The organism is Draconibacterium sp., assembly GCF_041583095.1.
GTDB lineage: Bacteria > Bacteroidota > Bacteroidia > Bacteroidales > Prolixibacteraceae > Draconibacterium.
Genome location: NZ_JBFHGM010000096.1, coordinates 1 through 16,453, shown reverse-complemented (window position 1 = coordinate 16,453; position 16,453 = coordinate 1). Strand labels below are relative to the sequence as shown.

The following is a 16,453-nucleotide window of genomic DNA, read 5'->3' as shown; positions in this document are numbered from 1 at the left end:
GTCAACAACAATTCCGCTTCCAACAACCTGCCCGGCCAGCGAAGTGCCTGCTCCGCGAGGAATAATACTGGTATTGTTCTCGCGTGCAAAGGCAATAATCTTTTTTATGTCGTCCTTGTTTTTGGGCTTGGTAACAGCCAGCGGCATTTCTTTGTATTGCGATGCATCGGTGGAGTAGAGCACCCGCTGTACGTTATCGATAAAAAGATCGCCCTCGAGTTGGGCTTTTAGTTGGTTGAATTTATTTGTAGTTGTCATATCAGTTCGAAAAACACAAATTTAATAATATTTGTAATTTGTCATACAAATTTCATGCGTTCTGTTTGTTAAAATTTACGATGTAATTTTTATTCAGCCGCGTTAAAATCAAGAAGGATTTTTATGTTTTCAGCCGGATTTTCCTTCAACAGCTCAAAACCTTTTTGCGTTTCCGAACCATGAAGAACCTGCGAAATCAGCGCCTCCGGTTTTAAACGGTTATTTTTCAGGTGTTCAATTGCTTCAGCAAATTCGCCATGGCTAACACGCGAAGTAACAATGGTTCCTTCTTTCCAAATCAGTTCGCGAAAAACCACATCAGTAGGTTCGGCTGCCAGTCCCAGCACACAAACTTTACCGCCGCCAACAATCGACCGGATACAGCCTGTAACCGGATTTACAACGTTCTTTATTTCATCAGGATGACCAACCGCTTCAAAAGCAATGTCAACACCTTTGCCATCGGTTTCTTTTTTAATACGTTCAACCGGATCTTCCTTTTTAGCATTAATGGGAATAACATTATCGTAGTATTTGGTCCCGATTGCTAAACGCTCGTCAATAATATCAACCATAAAAACGGTATTGTCGGTAACCGTACGTACGGCCTGTAAAATGCACAAACCAATTTTCCCCGATCCCCAAATAACAATGCTGTCGTTTTCCTGAACGTTTGCGCGGTTTTTAGCGTGGCAACCGATACTTAAAACCTCAACCAGCGCCACATGTTCGTCGGGAATATTGGCGGGCACTTTGTACAACATAGAAGGAGGCAGCGAAACGTATTCACAAAAAACACCATCCATGTCAATACCGATGAGTTTTAAGCTTGTACATGCCGGATAATGGCCTTTTAAACAGGCCGGGCATTTTCCGCACCAGATAATGGGATCGGGGGCAACTTTATCGCCCACCTGCCAGCCGCTAACACCTTCGCCCACTTCGCTTACAACGCCGCCAAACTCGTGACCCATTATCAATGGGAGTGTTGTGCGTGGATGGAACTCACCGGTGTGAATATGCTGATCGCTGCCGCAAATACAGCCAAAATTTACTTTTATTAAAACTTCTCCCGCTTTGCAGGCTGGTTTTTCAATGTCTTTCCATTCAACCTGCTTGTATTTTGTAAGAACTGCTGCTTTCATTTTTATTCCGTTTTTATATTTCCAAAGATAAAAGGAAAACCTTATGGTTTTTAGGAGAAACTTGTGGATTTCGGAGTATCTCCTCCCTATAATCAATACTATGGAACTAATTTTCTGAATAATAAGAGGGGAATTGATACGATTTAGTAAAATTCTCTGTTTATACTAAAACCTGGTATTTCGGTTTAGCTATATTTTTTGTTACTTGCATATATCAGGTTAAGTATTGATTTACAAACTCATTAATCTATATCAATTGTTATGAAAAAGTTTTTTCTTGTTGCGCTGATAGCCTTGGCAGGCTTTAAATTTTCTCATGCTCAATCAGATGTAGCCGATATGCTACGATTTGGAATACATGATGCGAATCTGTTGATTGAGGCATACCTTGAACCTTATGGCAAAGGTCTTGGTGTAGGGATGAATAATTCATGGTACTATACTGCCGAAACACACAAGTTGTGGGGATTCGATCTGGCCTTTTCAGTTAGTGCGTTCAAAGTTCCGGCGGCGGATAAGACCTTCGACGTAAACGGGCTGGGATTACAATATTTGTATGCGCAGAATGGCCAGAGCATAGCATCAACCGCTGCCGGTGGCGGCGATGGAGTAAGTCTGTATTTTGACGCCGATATTAATGGTCAGACCATTCCGATCGAATATTTTTCTACGCCCGGTGGGAGCGATGTTGATGTTGTTCCGGTTCCTATTATTCAGGCTACATTTGGTTTGTTGCCTAATACCGATGTAATTTTCCGTTACGTACCCAAAGTAGAGTTTGAGATTGACAACGAAGATGCAGAGGCCGGACTATGGGGCCTGGGCTTTAAGCATAATATTCGCGAGTCGCTGCCGGTTATCAAACATTTGCCAATGGATGTTGCGCTGTTTGGGGCGTATTCGAATATCAGCGGTGAGTCAGGAATTGATTTCGACTATACTGTTTACGGTGTTCCAACCCCTGCAGGATATGTACAAGACCCAAATCAAAAAGGAGAATTTGCAACCAAAAATATGAAGTACGGCTTAATCGTTTCGAAAAAGCTTGCGGTAATTACATTTTTCGGATCGCTTACCGGTAACTCCAGTAAAACTACATTTGATATTCTGGGAAAATACCCGGTTCCTGATCCAGCGAAATTGGGCACGGATTTTACGAACATAGAAGATTTATTGATAAATGCCATGACCGAGGAAGAAGATCCGATAGCCTTAAGTTATAAAGATAATTACATCGGAATTGATGCAGGCTTTCGCTTAAAGCTGGCATTTTTTAGCCTGTTTGGCTCCATCAGTAAAGCCAATTATGTAAGTTATAACGGTGGTATTAGTTTCGGATTCCGCTAGTGAAGGAATTTTTTGCGGTTAACATAGATATAAAGGGTGCCTAAAAGGGCACCCTTTTTCATTGAGAGAAGAACCAATTGCAGTTTGTCAATAGATTATGGTACATTCAAACTACTAACTCCGATAACCCGGATAATAAACAAGTTTCAAAGAGGATTTAGGCCGTTCAAAACTAAATTGTAATCCAATCTTATTTAATTTGATTCAAATGATTTCAATTGGCCGGTTGGTCGCTTTTTAGAGAACTTCATTGTAAGATCTTTGGTATCAACATATAGGTCAAAGCCTTGAACAATAGTTTCAAGTTTCGAACTATAATTTCTTAATGTTCTAATCTCTTTGTTCAGAACTTGTTTGTGGATTAAATCAACTTCAATCCTCATTTTAACTTAAAGTTTTGTGATATGAAAACACTAAAATTACTTTTTACAATTTTAATATGTGCAGGCCTAATGGCAGGCTGCAGTCAGGAAGAAGCATTACCTGATCAAAATGATGATTTGCTAAAAAGTGCACAGCCTCATTTAGTTACATTACCATTTAAAGCCGATTTTGTTAATACCTACCTGGAACAGACCGGGCCAGATCCGGTATGTGGAGAATGGAATCCTGCAGAAGGACAATTTTGGATGATGGTTTACGGCGAAGGTGGCGGAAATGCTACGCATTTAGGAAAATTTACTCATCATTTTGAGTTTTGTTGCGATTGGGCCACGGGAATTTATCCCGGACCTAGTGACTACATAAAAGCCTGGTTTGTAGCGGCAAATGGCGATAGTTTATTTCTTCACGTAGAAGGTCAGGTAATGGATGGCCGCCTCGATCATCACCCTGAAGACGTGAACTCCTATTTTGTTGATCCGTGGGAAATAACCGGGGGAACAGGAATGTTTGAAGGTGCTTCCGGACACGGTATGACCGATGATTACAACAGGGATTCCTATCCCGAAAATTCATTTCATCACTGGACCGGTGAAATTACACTAGTTAAAGGGAAAAGATAGAGTAATGTACTTCTCTTCGGAACGACCACCTATCGCGATGAATACTAATGATGAATTAACGGCTAAAGTTTTAAAATTACATGACCATTAGTTTTAATACAATCAGGAAAAATACTGAAGAGAAATCTGAAAAACACAAGCTGCAACTGTAATCCAGTCTTAATGGATCACATCGAAAATCCGGTGGACAATTTTATAAATTAACATGTTTCTCTTGTCTGCCGACGGCCTTCATCTTTGCCTTAAAGCAAAGACGAAGCAGAAAGTTCAAGGCTGCTTTTGGTCCTTCCCCTACATTTTCATAAAACCTAAGTTCGGACGGGTGATCTCCTCGCCCACTCGGAGCTTCCCGCTCTCACTAAGGTTTCATTTCAACTCCGGGCAACGACCAAAAGAGGCCGTCCACCTATGCTACGCCGCTGCATCAAAGCTCGGCCTCGGCCGGTTAGCCGGAAAACAAGTGGTGACGGCGTTAAAAAATTACTGGTGTTTGAGGAGGAACGACGAGTTCAGTAATTTTAGTCGGCATCGCTTAGCTTTTCCGAGGGAAGCGGGCGCAGCCTTGAATTTTTTGTCTACTTTTTGTTTTAAGACAAAAAGTAGAATCCGGCTGATAAGCCAAAAGTATTTTGCTTATGGTAGATGGCTTGATTCAATGCTGAAACATCTGTAGAGAGATTCTTTTTTTTCTTCTCCACCTACTTTCAATGTGATCCGTGTTAATTGATTTAATCCAAGGATTTCATAAGCGTTAGTGGCTCCTCTTGCAATGGTTTTGCAGGAGGCGTTTTTATTAAAACCGTGGTTTTCATTCTCCTTATTAATTTTAGGGTGTTGTTTGTAATGTGCTGACTGGGTGTTCTTTGCTTTAATCCCGGAGTTAAATGTTTTAGTCGTGGAGTACTTCGCTTTCCCCTTGGAGTTAAATGTTCTGATTGCGAACTTCAATGTGTTACCTTCGGAGTTAAATGTTTCAATCACGAAGTTCAATGCGCTACCTTCGGAGTTAAATGCGATGGTCGTAGAGTTCTTCGCTTATCTTGTATTGTCAGATGTTTTGGTCGTGGAGTACTTCGCTTTACCCTTGGAGTTAAATGTTTTAGTTGGCGGGTTGTTTGTTTTACCTCCGGAGTTATAATTTATAATCGCGGAGTTCTTCGATCTGCTTTGCGGGTTCTATGAAGCCCTTTTCAGCACGTCCGAAACGGTTTTGGTGTTCTCCGAAACAATTTCCGTAAAAAATAGGCCAGATAATTATTTTATCCGGCAGAATGAAATGATTGTTTACCTGTACCGCCTGAAAAAGCTATTTAGCTCGTTGGTAAGTTGGTTGTATATCGGCCTTGTAAACTCAATAAACAAATCCTGATGTGGTGGCAGGGGCACAGCTTTTTGTTGCGTAAGTGCGAATTGTGCATCACTTAAGGCCTGTTCGTCGCCGGCAAAAATGGCATATTGGTTTACCCAGTTAAAAGTGCCGGGAATAAGGTTGTCGCGCAACAATTTGTCGTTCTGAAAATCAACAATCCTGTAATTCAGACGGCCACCCGAAATAACTTCGTCGGTATACGTTTTTAGTTTCGCATGGTAGGTTTTATTTACAAAAGTACTGTCGGTAAGCGGCACTTTTACCTTTTTGGTAAGGCTCTCTTCTTTTTCGCTGCGCACCAGGTTACCCACCGAAAAATCGTAAAATTCCATACGCACCACAAAGTCAGGGTTTAACTCAAAATTTTCGGCCTGTTTTGGCGAAAAAAAGTTTACAAAACCATGTGAAGGGTATTGATTATTCAGGTATTCGAACACCTGGTTATAAAAGAACTCTGAACTAAGCTCGTATACTTTTGTACGTACCGTAACTGCCTCAACAACTACGTTAACGGTTGCCAGTTCTTTGGCAATGGCCATTTTTTCGTGGGTGTCTTTGTAACCCGGTATCCATTGGTCAGCCCGGTCAAAATGAGTGTAGGCTGTTCGTGCACTTTCGCGCGATTCCTGTTCCATAAAATGCAATCCGGCCTGGTAACGGTCTTCGGCCGCTTTTTCGTAGGCCATATTTAATTCCGAAGTGTACGTTTTGGGATCGGGAAATATTTTGCGTGCTGCCGGTGTGCTTCTTATCTGGTCGCTCATGGCATTTACCCGTTTCATTACTGAAATAGTTCGTTCCCATTTAAACGCTTCGTTTGATGTTAACGTCAGGTCAATTTCTTCCTGCGACCACTCAACGGCCATCGGATAGCCTTCCTTTAATACTTTTAATGCGTTATCGTTGGTTGGGTTTGATTTTAACCGCTCAACAGCTTTTGAAATAGCCTGGTAGTAATCGCCGCGTTGCAACGCTTTTTTACCCGATGAACATGAAAATAATACAAGTGGGAGCAGTAGTACTAAAAGGTAAGGTTTTTTCATTTTTTTATAAAAACGGTTTGCTCGGGCAAATATAGGATTTTAACAAAACAGAACACTGATGATGAGGATTAATGTGATTCCCGCAGGTAAATTTCAGCGAATTTCTTCCAAATCAATGTCATCAACGTTCAACGTTTTCCTGATCCGGCGTATCTAGAGATACAATAAACGGCCCAGCTCGCTCATGGCCTCGGTGGCTTTCATTTCCAGGAAGATATCGGTAACGGTATTGGTAAAATGGGAGGGTCGAATGTTTATTTCAATGATTTTTGCTCCATTATTTTTGGCCACAACGGGGATTTCTGCAGCGGGTAAAACTTCAGCATTGGTACCAATTATCAGCAATACATCGGCTTTGGCAGCTTCTTCGAACGAACGTTTTTTTGCAAAAGCCGGAATGGGTTCGTTAAAAAAAACCATGTCGGGTTTTAAAATGCCCTTGCAAACAAAACAAGTGGGCGGGAGGTAATTCAGGTCGGCAAAACTCATGTCGTATTCCGAGCTGCATTCGGTACAAATTAACTGCCTGTATGTGCCGTGTAACTCGTATACATACTTGCTGCCGGCTTTTTGGTGAAGATGGTCGATGTTTTGTGTGATAATGGTTTCAACAAAACTGCGCTCTTCCATTTTGGCCAGCATAATGTGCGCGATATTGGGTTCGGCATCACCCAAACTGTCGTAAAATATCTCCTTTATTTTTTTCCACGATTGCAATGGTTTTTTCTGAAAATATTCAATTTCAAGAAAAATTGGGTGGGTAGTGTTCCATAATCCATTTTCTCCCCGGAAGGGCGGAATTCCACTCTCAACAGAAATACCGGCACCGGTAAACGCCACAGCATATCTCGATTTTCGGATAAGATGCGAAGCCTGCCAGAGTTTATCGACCAGTGATTTTGTTAGTTTAGTAGAACTCATAGAATTTAATCCGTACTATTCATTCAAATACCCAATTCGTTCTAAACGACGTAAGTTTCGTGCCCATTTTGTTGAGTTTCAAAAAATGGACTCAACTAAGTCGGGATTAACACGGAAAACATGACTATTAATAGAATCAAAAAAATTATCCGTGTTAAAACTCCCGGAAACGTTGCTGTTTACCGGGAGATAACAATATTTATGGTAAAAGGTTTTTATTCCAGTTCCAGATCCTTGTTTACTGTTACAGTGGTGTCTTCGTTAAAACGGATCTTAAAATTCAGTTTTCGGAAAACAGAGATCATCGGCTTATTATCGCGGGTGGTTTCGGCAGCCAGCTTTTTAATACCGCGCGATTTGGCAATTTCAAGGCAGTAGCTGGTCAATGTAAATCCAAGCTCCTTCTTCTGCCATTTATCAGTAATCAACACCGCGTATTCCATAATTTCCACATCGGGGTCGGCAATCAACCGTCCAACACCTATCAGCTCTTTTTTCCCATCTTCTTTTTCGTGTTCGGCAACAATAGCAATTTCGCGGTCGTAATCGATAAAGCAAAACTGCGAAGCCACTTCGTGCGAATCAAAATAAAAATCGTAACGGAAACGGTGGTAGATGGATTCTTTTGAACAACTTCCCAGCAATTCAAGCCACATGGGTTCGTCTTCGGGGCGAATAGGGCGTAGTGTAATTGGCGTTCCATCGCGTAAAGTTGCTTCTTTTATCAGGCTTTCCGGGTACGGCCGCATTATCAGGTGCGAGTATTCTTTTACCGGAGTAGTCAGCAATTCTTCGTCAACTACGATACGGGCATCAAGTGCAATTACATCTTTTGGTGTAACGATAAGCGGATTAATATCCAGCTCTTCAATTTCAGGGTAATCAGCTGCCAGGTACGACATGCGAATAAGTACCTCAATCAGTTTATCGATGTTTTTAGGAGCGTCTCCACGCCAGCCTTTAAGCAACGGATAAATTTTTAGCGACTGTAACATTTGACGAGCCAAATGCTCGTTTAACGGCGGAAACTCCAGGCGCTGATCCTTAAACAGTTCGGCAGTGGTTCCGCCCATTCCAACCAGCATTACCGTTCCGAATACCGGATCTTTTTTTGTGCCAACAATTAGTTCAATACCATCCTTTGTATCCACCATCTTTTGCACGGTAACACCTTCAATTTTTGCTTCGGGGCGTTTTTCTGCTGCAGTTTTTACCATGTTGCGGAAAGTTGCCCGCACCATTTCTTCGTTCTCAATGTTCAGGGCAACACCGCCAACATCTGATTTATGGATGATATCAGGCGAATATATTTTCAGCACCACCGGATAACCCTTTTTTTCGGCAATTTTTACCGCTTCATCTTCGGTAGTCGCCGGGGTGGGGTGAGTGGTGTCGATTCCGTAATCGTTAACCAGCATTTTCGAATCGTCCTCGTTCAGTACTTTGGCTTTTGGGAATACCTGAGTAAGGTATTTCTGGCGAAGAACGTTGCGGTCGTACTGAAACGAAACCGGTACTTCACGCGGCGTTTCGTATAATATCTGCTGATTTTCGGAATAGTCAGAAAGTGTCATAAAAGCCCGGATGGCCTGCTCCGGTGCCGGGTAATTCGATATCCCATTTTGGTTGAGAATCTGAATGCCTTCGTGCATTGCAGCTCCTCCCAGCCACGATGTCATTATCGACTTTGTTGTATTCTTCGACATATTGGCAATGGCTTGTGCCGTTGCTGTTGGATCGGTCATGGCCTGTGGTGTGAGCAGTACCAACACCGCATCAACTTCTTTATCTTCCAGAACAATTTCTGCGGCTCTGGCAAATCTTTCGGGTGTAGCATCTCCCAATACATCAACCGGGTTGCCGTGCGACCAAAATGAGGGCAGGTAATCGTTTAGTTTTTGCATGGTTTCTTCTGATAGTTTTACCAGGCTTCCACCCATTGATAGCAGCGAATCGGTAGCCATAACACCCGGACCACCGGCGTTTGTAACAATCGCCAGCCGGTTACCTTTCGGAATACGTTTACGACCTACCAGATCGGTAAAATCGAAGATGTTTCCAAATTCGAAAACTCGTGCCAAACCTGCTCTGCGAAATACGGCGTCGTAAACCGAATCCTCAGAAGCCATTGCCCCGGTGTGCGAAGCTGCGGCTGCTGCAGATTCGGGATAACGACCTGATTTGTAAACGATAATCGGCTTTTCGCGTGAAAATGCCCTTGCTGCCGACATAAATGTACGTGCGTTTACAATCGACTCCACATAAAGCACAATGGATTTGGTGTTCGGATCTTGTCCAAAATAATCGATCAGATCGCCAAAACTCACGTCCATGGAATTACCGATTGAAACGAAATTGGAAAAGCCGATATTGGATTCGTAGGCCCAGTCGAGAACAGAGGTACATAGTGCGCCCGATTGTGAAATAAATGCCACGTGTCCTTTTTTCGGCATAGCCGAGGCGAAACTAACGTTCATGTTTAGTCCGGGCACTAAAATGCCCAGACAGTTGGGACCAACGATTCGCATATCGGGGAATTTGGCTTTTTCAGCTTTAACCTGCTCTTCCAGGTTTTTTCCTTCTTCGCCTGCTTCCTTAAAACCGGCCGACATGATAATAACGCCGTGAATTCCTGCCTCGCCACAGTCACGAACCAATTGAGGAACAGCATCTGCAGCGGTCATAATAACAGCCAGATCAGGTGTTTTAGGCAGGCTTTTTACATCGGGGTAGCATGGAATTCCAAAAACTGCTTCGCGCCGCGGATTTACCGGGTAGACCACGCCGTTAAATCCTCCTCCCACTAAATTTCGTAAGGTGATCCCGCCAACACTGTCGGGGTTATTTGAAACTCCAACCAGGGCAATTCGTTTTGGTCGGAAAATACTATCGAGTTTTTTTATAGCCATGTTTTTTCGCTTTTTGGTTTAAATCGGGTGTCAGTATTCTGTTGATTTTAATAGTTGACCGAAATCCGTCATAAATTTCATGAAAAAATACCAAGTTCTAAAATGTTCAGAAACCGGACTGTTATTTGACCTGCATGTGTAATGGTAATTGAATTAGCTAGTTACAGATTTTGTGTGAAAAAGGCCGCGATAAACTATGCTGTAAAACAATAAGAAAATGCCGTGTTATATAGCATACAAAGGACAACCCCTGTGTTTACAAACAAAAAAAGCGCCATTGCCGACGCTTTTTCTGATTCACTATTTAGGTGGTTTGGTGAGTAAAATGATAACGCTACCAATTAAACAGGCAACTCCGGCAATAATAAAAGGAGCCATCCAAACGACCGGACCGGATGAGGCGTTTGCCGAATCTTTACAATATCCGGCCAGTTGTGGCCCGGCAATTCCTGCAATACCATAGGCGGTAAACATCCAGCCATAGTTTTTTCCAACGGTGTTGTTACCAAAAAAATCGGCAGTAATGGCGGGAAAAAGGGCAAAGTTTCCACCGAAGTTGAAGCCAATTATACATGCACTGGCAATAAACCCCGAGGTTACGCCAAAGCGAATAAAAATGTGGTAGATCATTAGCATAATCACTCCCTGAAAAAACGTCATGAAAAATATGGCTCGTTTTCGTCCGAGTTTATCGGATATCATTCCCCAAACAATTCGTCCCAGCCCGTTAAATATGGCGTACCATGCCATGGCGGTACCGGTAATAACTCCGGCATTTTTGATTCCGTTATATTCCAGGGCATCTATTCCGAAAAGTTTTATGCAGTAAATTACCATCAATCCGGCAAGTGCAGAAAAAATAAACACCAACCAGATGGCATAAAATTGTTTGGTACGAAGCATGTGGCTGGAGTCAAATTCAACGCCACCCGATGATTTTGCGGTGTGGTTAACCGGTGGCTCATAACCTTCGGGTTTATAGCCTTCCGGTGGATTAACCATTACCAGAGAGCCCAAAACGACCATAACAGCGAAGACAATTCCGTAAATAACAAATACACTTTGCACGCTGGGCAAACCAAAAGCGCTGCTGGTGTTTAACAGGCCGCCAAACCACGAGCCTGCAAGCTTAACCCAAATGGTTGCGCCAAAACCAAAGCCGGCTACGGCCAACCCGGTTATCAATCCTTTTTTATCGGGGAACCATTTAACGCCAACAACAATTGGAACAACGTAGGCGAGGCCGATTCCGGCACCTCCCAATACTCCAATAAACAGCAATTGTGCGAGAAATGAGCTCCCGAATGTTCCTCCTAAAATATATCCGGCACCTAAAACAAGTCCGCCGGTTAATGCCACGATTGTTGGTCCTGATTTGGCTTGCCATTTTCCGGCAAAAACCATTACCACGGCAAATGTGGCCAGACCAATTGAAAATACCCAGGCGGTTTGTGTGGCCGAAAAGCCGTAATCGCCGTTGGGATCGGTTAATAATGCGGTAAACACCGACCATGCGTAAATAGCACCAAGAGCTAATTGTATGAGAATTGCTCCAACTACTACAGTCCATCGGTTAGTAATTTTTAGTCCTTTCATTTTTGTTTAGTTCTTTGGTTTTTATTTGAGGACCTGAAAACAGATTAATGCTCCGCAAAAGGAACACTTTTCAAGAAGTCCTGTCTGTCTGTTTAGTTATAAAAAAGGTTGAGAAACAAAACAGACACCTCCGGGAGAAGATGCCTGTTTTTTATTTAGAGTTATCGTTTTACTTCAACTTTTGCTCCGTCGATAATTTCTTCAACTACGCCCGGATCAAGTAAAGTAGAGGTGTCGCCAAGGTTGGTAGCATCGCCTTCTCCGATTTTACGCAGAATACGCCGCATAATTTTTCCCGACCTTGTTTTTGGCAAACCGCTTACAATTTGAATTTTATCGGGTTTGGCAATCGGCCCAATAAACTTATTTACGGTAGCCTTTATTTCTGCTTCAATATTATCCAGTTCAGCATCGGTCATATCTTCGCAAATAACATAGGCATAAATACCGGCTCCTTTAATCTCGTGCGGATAACCAACCACAGCCGATTCAACCACTTTTGGGTGCTGGTTAATAGCATCTTCCACTTCGGCAGTACCAATACGGTGTCCCGAAACGTTAATAACGTCGTCGATTCGGCCGATAATGCGGTAGTAGCCTTCCTCGTCGCGCTTGGCGCCATCACCGGTTAGATAATAGCCGGGGAAGGATGCAAAGTATGTTTGGTAGCATCGTTGATGATCTCCCCAGGTGGTGCGTATCATGCCCGGCCAGGGATATTTAATGCAAAGAATTCCCTCGACGCTGTTGCCTTTTAATTCGTTTCCTTCATGGTCGAGCAACACCGGCTGTATTCCAGGGAGCGGCAAGGTTGCCAGAGACGGTTTGGTGGGTGTAATTCCTGCCAGCGGCGTTATCATTATTCCGCCGGTTTCGGTTTGCCACCAGGTGTCTACAATCGGACAACGGCCTTTTCCAACCAGGTCGTGGTACCAACGCCAGGCTTCTTCGTTGATGGGTTCTCCAACTGTACCCAGAACTTTTAGCGAGCTCAGATCATGTTTGGTTACCCAATCATCACCTTGTGCCACCAGTGCACGAATGGCAGTTGGTGCGGTGTAAAATTGGTTAATTTTATATTTATCCACGATTTCCCAGAAACGCCCTGCGTCAGGCCATGTTGGCACACCTTCGAACATAACGGAAGTGGCTCCGCTTAACAGTGGCCCGTAAACAATGTACGAGTGGCCGGTTACCCAGCCAATATCGGCGGTACACCAGTAAATATCGCCGTCGCTGTACTGAAATACATTTTTAAAGGTGTATTCGGCATAAACCATGTAACCGGCGGTGGTGTGTACCACTCCTTTTGGTTTGCCGGTAGAGCCAGATGTGTAAAGGATAAACAGCACATCTTCGGCATCCATTGTTTCTGCCTGGTTTTCGCAATCCACGTCAGCAATCAAATCGTGCCACCAAATGTCTCTTCCTTCTACCCACTTTATTTCTTCCTCGGTACGTTTTAAAACAACCTGTGTTTTTATCGAAGGACATTTTTCCACTGCTTCGTCGGCAATACTTTTTAACGGAATTGATTTTGTTCCGCGGAATCCACCGTCGGAAGTAATTACAACTTTGGCCTCTGCATCGTTAATACGATCGGCCAGTGCTGTTGCCGAGAATCCAGCAAAAACAATGGAGTGAATGGCGCCAATTCGGGCACAGGCCAGCATCGCGATAGCCAGCTCAGGAACCATGGGCAGGTATAGTGCAACACGGTCGCCTTTTTCAACGCCGATCTTTTTTAATCCGTTGGCAAATTGTTTTACTTTCTCGAACAACTCGCCGTAGGTCAGTTTAATTTCCGGTTCTTTAGGGTCGTTGGGTTCCCAAATAATCGCAACCTGGTCCTTTCGCATAAACATGTTACGCTCAAAAATATTCTCGGTAATGTTTAGTTTACCATTCACAAACCAATTCACATCCGGGGCCCCATCCCCGTCAAATTTGTAATCGAGAACCTGGTCCCATTTTTTGCGCCAGTAATGGCTTTCGGCTATTTTTCCCCAAAAATTATCGGGGTCAGCCACACTTTCCTTGTACTTCTGAAAGTACTCGGCTAAACTTGTGATTTTATTTTCCATCGCAGCTATCTTTTGGTTAATTAATAAAATGAATCGAGTATAATGAGTGGCCCCGTAGAAACTACAGGAGCCCTTAAAAAATACCTTGTGCGCGATATTTTCCCGGTAAAAATGTGTTTTTGCTTTTTGCAGGAAGATTTACTTCGGATGACTTGTCGAAGAAAATTATAAAAACGAAGTATGGTCGATTTGAAATCAAGTTGAACATGTATAAACAACTTAATATTACAACGTTTGAAAATAGTATAAAATCTGTTATGATAGAAAGATTTTGATATATTGTAAAACACCATATTAATGATTGAAAAACATTGATTTACATTTGATTAAGACAAGTATTTTCCCTAATTTTAAAAGAATTCACTCTGTTTAAACACATATATATTTTGTAAGGTTCATAATCTGCTGAATTGAAATAAAAATAAGTACAGATTTCCGGAACTAGTGAAAAAAGCAAAAACCAAGTTTTTATGGGTAAAAAATTTCAGATTCTTATCAAATCGTAAGTTGCTGAATACTAATTCTAAGTTTAAAATTTATTTGGGTGGTTTACAACATAAAAATAGCTGAGAAAAGTTATCGGATGAGAACTTCAGGCATTGTAACTTCGGGCTAAAATTGCTAACAATGAGTATAAACAATTTTACAGAACTTCTGGAAGTCGTAAAAAAGCAACCTCCGAAAAGGGTGGTGGCTGTTAACGGTGTTGATGTAAGCACGCTGGAAGCCATGCACGATGCGGTTGAATTGGGGTTTGTAATACCGATAATAACCGGCGACAGAACGATTATTGAAGAATCGTGTAAGAAGCTGGGTATCGATATCTCCGATTATCAGATCTACGATGCGAAATCAATTCGCGAAGCTACCGACATTGCGGTAGAACTTATTCATGAAGACAAGGCCGATGTGTTGATGAAAGGAATGGTATCGACCGATCAGTTTATGCGTGCTTTGCTTAGAAAAGAAAACAACCTGGTTCCAACAAAAGGTACATTAAGCCATGTTTCGGTAATGGATAATCCGAATTACCACAAACTGCTTGTTTTTAGCGATGCGGCTGTGTTGCCTTATCCTGATCTGAAACAAAAGATCCTGATGACAAATTACCTTATTTGTGCGGCAAAATCACTAGGTGTTGAGCAGCCAAAAGTTGCGGTAATTGCACCTACCGAGCAAATAATTATTTCCATTCAGTCGTGTATGGATGGCGCAACAATTGCCAAAATGTCGGAGCACGGCCAAATCGAAGGAGGTTTGGTTGATGGCCCCATGGCACTTGATGTGGCCATTAATGCCGAGTCAGCCGAAGTAAAAGGTTTTACCTCGCCGGTTGCAGGCGATGCCGATTGTTTGTTGTTCCCGAACATTGATGCGGCCAACGTTTTTTACAAAACAAACTCAAAACTGGCTAAAGCCGAAATGGCGGGGATTATTGCCGGAGCGAAAGTGCCAGCTGTGGTATCATCGCGTGGCGACAGTAGAAAAACAAAGTTGAATTCTGTGGCACTTGCATCAATTGTAAGTTACCAGATAAGTAATACGTAAATCATTTTATGCACCAGGTTCTTGCTATAAATCCGGGGTCTACCTCCACAAAATTTGCTGTTTATAACGAAAAGGAATGTGTTTTTACCAAAACCATTCGGCATCCGCTCGAGCAACTGCTACGCTATAAAAATATTATCGATCAGTTTGCTTTTCGAAAAGGTTTAATCATTGAAACTTTGGTTGAAGAAGGAATTGAAGTGGATGCCATAAAATACATTATTGGCCGGGGGGGACTGACCTATCCGTTGGAATCGGGCGTTTACAAAGTAAATAATTTAATGCTCGACCACTTGCGCGAAGGAGTGATGGGGCATCATGCCAGCAATTTGGGAGCTATGCTGGCCGATTATATTGCTTTGCAAATTCCAAATGCAAAAGCTTTTATTGCCGATCCGGTGGTAACCGATGAAATGGATGATGTGGCTCGTTTTGCGGGTCATCCGCGGTTTCAGCGGCAGTCGATCTTTCATGCGCTAAACCAAAAAGCAACAGCTCGTTTACATGCCCAAAAAATGGGGAAGAACTACAACGAGATGCGGCTGATAATTGCTCACTTAGGTGGCGGTATTTCTGTTGGAGCGCATAAAAACGGTCGCGTCATTGATGTAAACAATGCGCTCGACGGAGAAGGGGCTTTTAGCCCGGAGCGATCGGGAACATTACCAGTTGGGCAGGTTGTAGATCTTTGTTTTAGCGGAAAATTGTCGCAGGAGCGAATTCGCAGAATGGTGGTTGGCGAAGGTGGTTTTGTGGCTTACCTGGGTACAAACGACGCTTTGGAAGTGGAGAAGCGCGTTGAAAAAGGTGACGAAAAAGCAAAGTTGGTTCAGGAAGCTTTGTTTTACCAGGTTTCCAAAATGATTGGTGAAATGGCAGTTGTACTCGAAGGTAAAGTCGACGGGATATTATTAACCGGTGGTTTGGCCAACAATAAACATCTGGAAAACTATATCCGACATAAAGCGGGTTTTATTTCGGATGTGTTTGTATATCCCGGTGAAGACGAACTGGAAGCACTGGCTGCCAATGCGCTTCGAGTTGCCAACGGAGAGGTTGTTGCCAAAGAGTATACTAAAAACAGCTAATAACCTGAGTTCGATTTTTAAAAAGAGCAATTTGATCGGTTTTGATCACCTCATATTTTATTGCTGGCTTTTTAGGAAAAAAGCAATAAGCAATTAAGCCTGAAATCAGATTTGTGATGAAGTTTTCGAAAGATCTATGGC

Annotated in this window: 12 protein-coding genes; 4 read left to right on the top strand and 8 right to left on the bottom strand. The window is 42.7% G+C overall.

What is annotated here, in order from left to right:
• Positions 1 to 258 (bottom strand): FAD-binding oxidoreductase (locus ABZB17_RS10830; RefSeq protein ID WP_372650135.1); only part of this gene is annotated, 258 nt, incomplete at its 3' end.
• An 89-nt stretch (positions 259 to 347) separates the two neighbouring features.
• A complete protein-coding gene (locus tag ABZB17_RS10825) occupies positions 348 to 1,403 on the bottom strand; it encodes a zinc-binding dehydrogenase (protein WP_372650133.1) in 1,056 nt (351 codons plus the stop codon).
• 261 nt (positions 1,404 to 1,664) lie between these two features.
• Here ABZB17_RS10825 and ABZB17_RS10820 point away from each other — a divergent pair, with 261 nt between their 5' ends.
• A complete protein-coding gene (locus ABZB17_RS10820) occupies positions 1,665 to 2,750 on the top strand; it encodes a DUF6588 family protein (RefSeq protein WP_372650131.1) in 1,086 nt (361 codons plus the stop codon).
• A gap of 404 nt (positions 2,751 to 3,154) precedes the next feature.
• Positions 3,155 to 3,754, top strand: coding sequence for a hypothetical protein (locus ABZB17_RS10815; protein ID WP_372650129.1), 600 nt, complete (start codon positions 3,155 to 3,157; stop codon positions 3,752 to 3,754).
• A gap of 633 nt (positions 3,755 to 4,387) precedes the next feature.
• On the opposite strand, the gene ABZB17_RS10810 is transcribed toward ABZB17_RS10815, so the two are convergent.
• From ABZB17_RS10810 to acs, 6 genes are all read right to left on the bottom strand, one after another.
• Entirely contained in the window at positions 4,388 to 4,735 is a 348-nt protein-coding gene (locus ABZB17_RS10810; RefSeq protein WP_372650127.1) for a hypothetical protein, read from the bottom strand.
• Positions 4,736 to 5,038: 303 nt separating this feature from the next.
• Positions 5,039 to 6,166 carry a hypothetical protein gene (locus ABZB17_RS10805; protein ID WP_372650126.1) on the bottom strand — a complete coding sequence of 376 codons (1,128 nt, stop codon included), beginning with the start codon at positions 6,164 to 6,166 and terminating at the stop codon, positions 5,039 to 5,041.
• 153 nt (positions 6,167 to 6,319) lie between these two features.
• Complete coding sequence (locus tag ABZB17_RS10800; RefSeq protein ID WP_372650124.1) at positions 6,320 to 7,087, bottom strand: NAD-dependent deacetylase; 768 nt, start codon at positions 7,085 to 7,087, stop codon at positions 6,320 to 6,322.
• 215 nt (positions 7,088 to 7,302) lie between these two features.
• Positions 7,303 to 9,996 carry a GNAT family N-acetyltransferase gene (locus ABZB17_RS10795; RefSeq protein WP_372650122.1) on the bottom strand — a complete coding sequence of 898 codons (2,694 nt, stop codon included), beginning with the start codon at positions 9,994 to 9,996 and terminating at the stop codon, positions 7,303 to 7,305.
• 300 nt (positions 9,997 to 10,296) lie between these two features.
• Positions 10,297 to 11,592 (bottom strand): OFA family MFS transporter, encoded by a 1,296-nt coding sequence (locus ABZB17_RS10790; RefSeq protein ID WP_372650120.1) that lies wholly within the window; start codon positions 11,590 to 11,592, stop codon positions 10,297 to 10,299.
• Positions 11,593 to 11,753: 161 nt separating this feature from the next.
• Positions 11,754 to 13,676: an acetate--CoA ligase gene (gene acs, locus ABZB17_RS10785; RefSeq protein WP_372650118.1), complete on the bottom strand. Its 1,923-nt coding sequence runs from the start codon at positions 13,674 to 13,676 to the stop codon at positions 11,754 to 11,756.
• A 627-nt stretch (positions 13,677 to 14,303) separates the two neighbouring features.
• Between acs and ABZB17_RS10780 the strand changes: the two genes are divergently transcribed.
• Positions 14,304 to 15,224, top strand: a complete 921-nt coding sequence (locus tag ABZB17_RS10780) for a phosphate acyltransferase (protein WP_372650116.1) — start codon at positions 14,304 to 14,306, stop codon at positions 15,222 to 15,224.
• A gap of 8 nt (positions 15,225 to 15,232) precedes the next feature.
• The gene (gene buk, locus ABZB17_RS10775) at positions 15,233 to 16,312 is read left to right on the top strand and encodes a butyrate kinase (protein WP_372650114.1); all 1,080 of its coding nucleotides are present in this window, start codon (positions 15,233 to 15,235) and stop codon (positions 16,310 to 16,312) included.
• Positions 16,313 to 16,453 lie beyond the last annotated feature (141 nt).

Bases quoted from the DNA above. Each gene is read 5' to 3' on its own strand.
- ABZB17_RS10815 (WP_372650129.1), top strand. From the start codon at position 3,155: ATGAAAACACTAAAATTACTTTTTACAATTTTAATATGTGCAGGCCTA.
- ABZB17_RS10800 (WP_372650124.1), bottom strand. From the start codon at position 7,087: ATGAGTTCTACTAAACTAACAAAATCACTGGTCGATAAACTCTGGCAG.
- acs (WP_372650118.1), bottom strand. From the start codon at position 13,676: ATGGAAAATAAAATCACAAGTTTAGCCGAGTACTTTCAGAAGTACAAG.
- ABZB17_RS10780 (WP_372650116.1), top strand. From the start codon at position 14,304: ATGAGTATAAACAATTTTACAGAACTTCTGGAAGTCGTAAAAAAGCAA.
- ABZB17_RS10825 (WP_372650133.1), bottom strand. From the start codon at position 1,403: ATGAAAGCAGCAGTTCTTACAAAATACAAGCAGGTTGAATGGAAAGAC.
- ABZB17_RS10820 (WP_372650131.1), top strand. From the start codon at position 1,665: ATGAAAAAGTTTTTTCTTGTTGCGCTGATAGCCTTGGCAGGCTTTAAA.
- ABZB17_RS10790 (WP_372650120.1), bottom strand. From the start codon at position 11,592: ATGAAAGGACTAAAAATTACTAACCGATGGACTGTAGTAGTTGGAGCA.
- ABZB17_RS10805 (WP_372650126.1), bottom strand. From the start codon at position 6,166: ATGAAAAAACCTTACCTTTTAGTACTACTGCTCCCACTTGTATTATTT.
- buk (WP_372650114.1), top strand. From the start codon at position 15,233: ATGCACCAGGTTCTTGCTATAAATCCGGGGTCTACCTCCACAAAATTT.
- ABZB17_RS10795 (WP_372650122.1), bottom strand. From the start codon at position 9,996: ATGGCTATAAAAAAACTCGATAGTATTTTCCGACCAAAACGAATTGCC.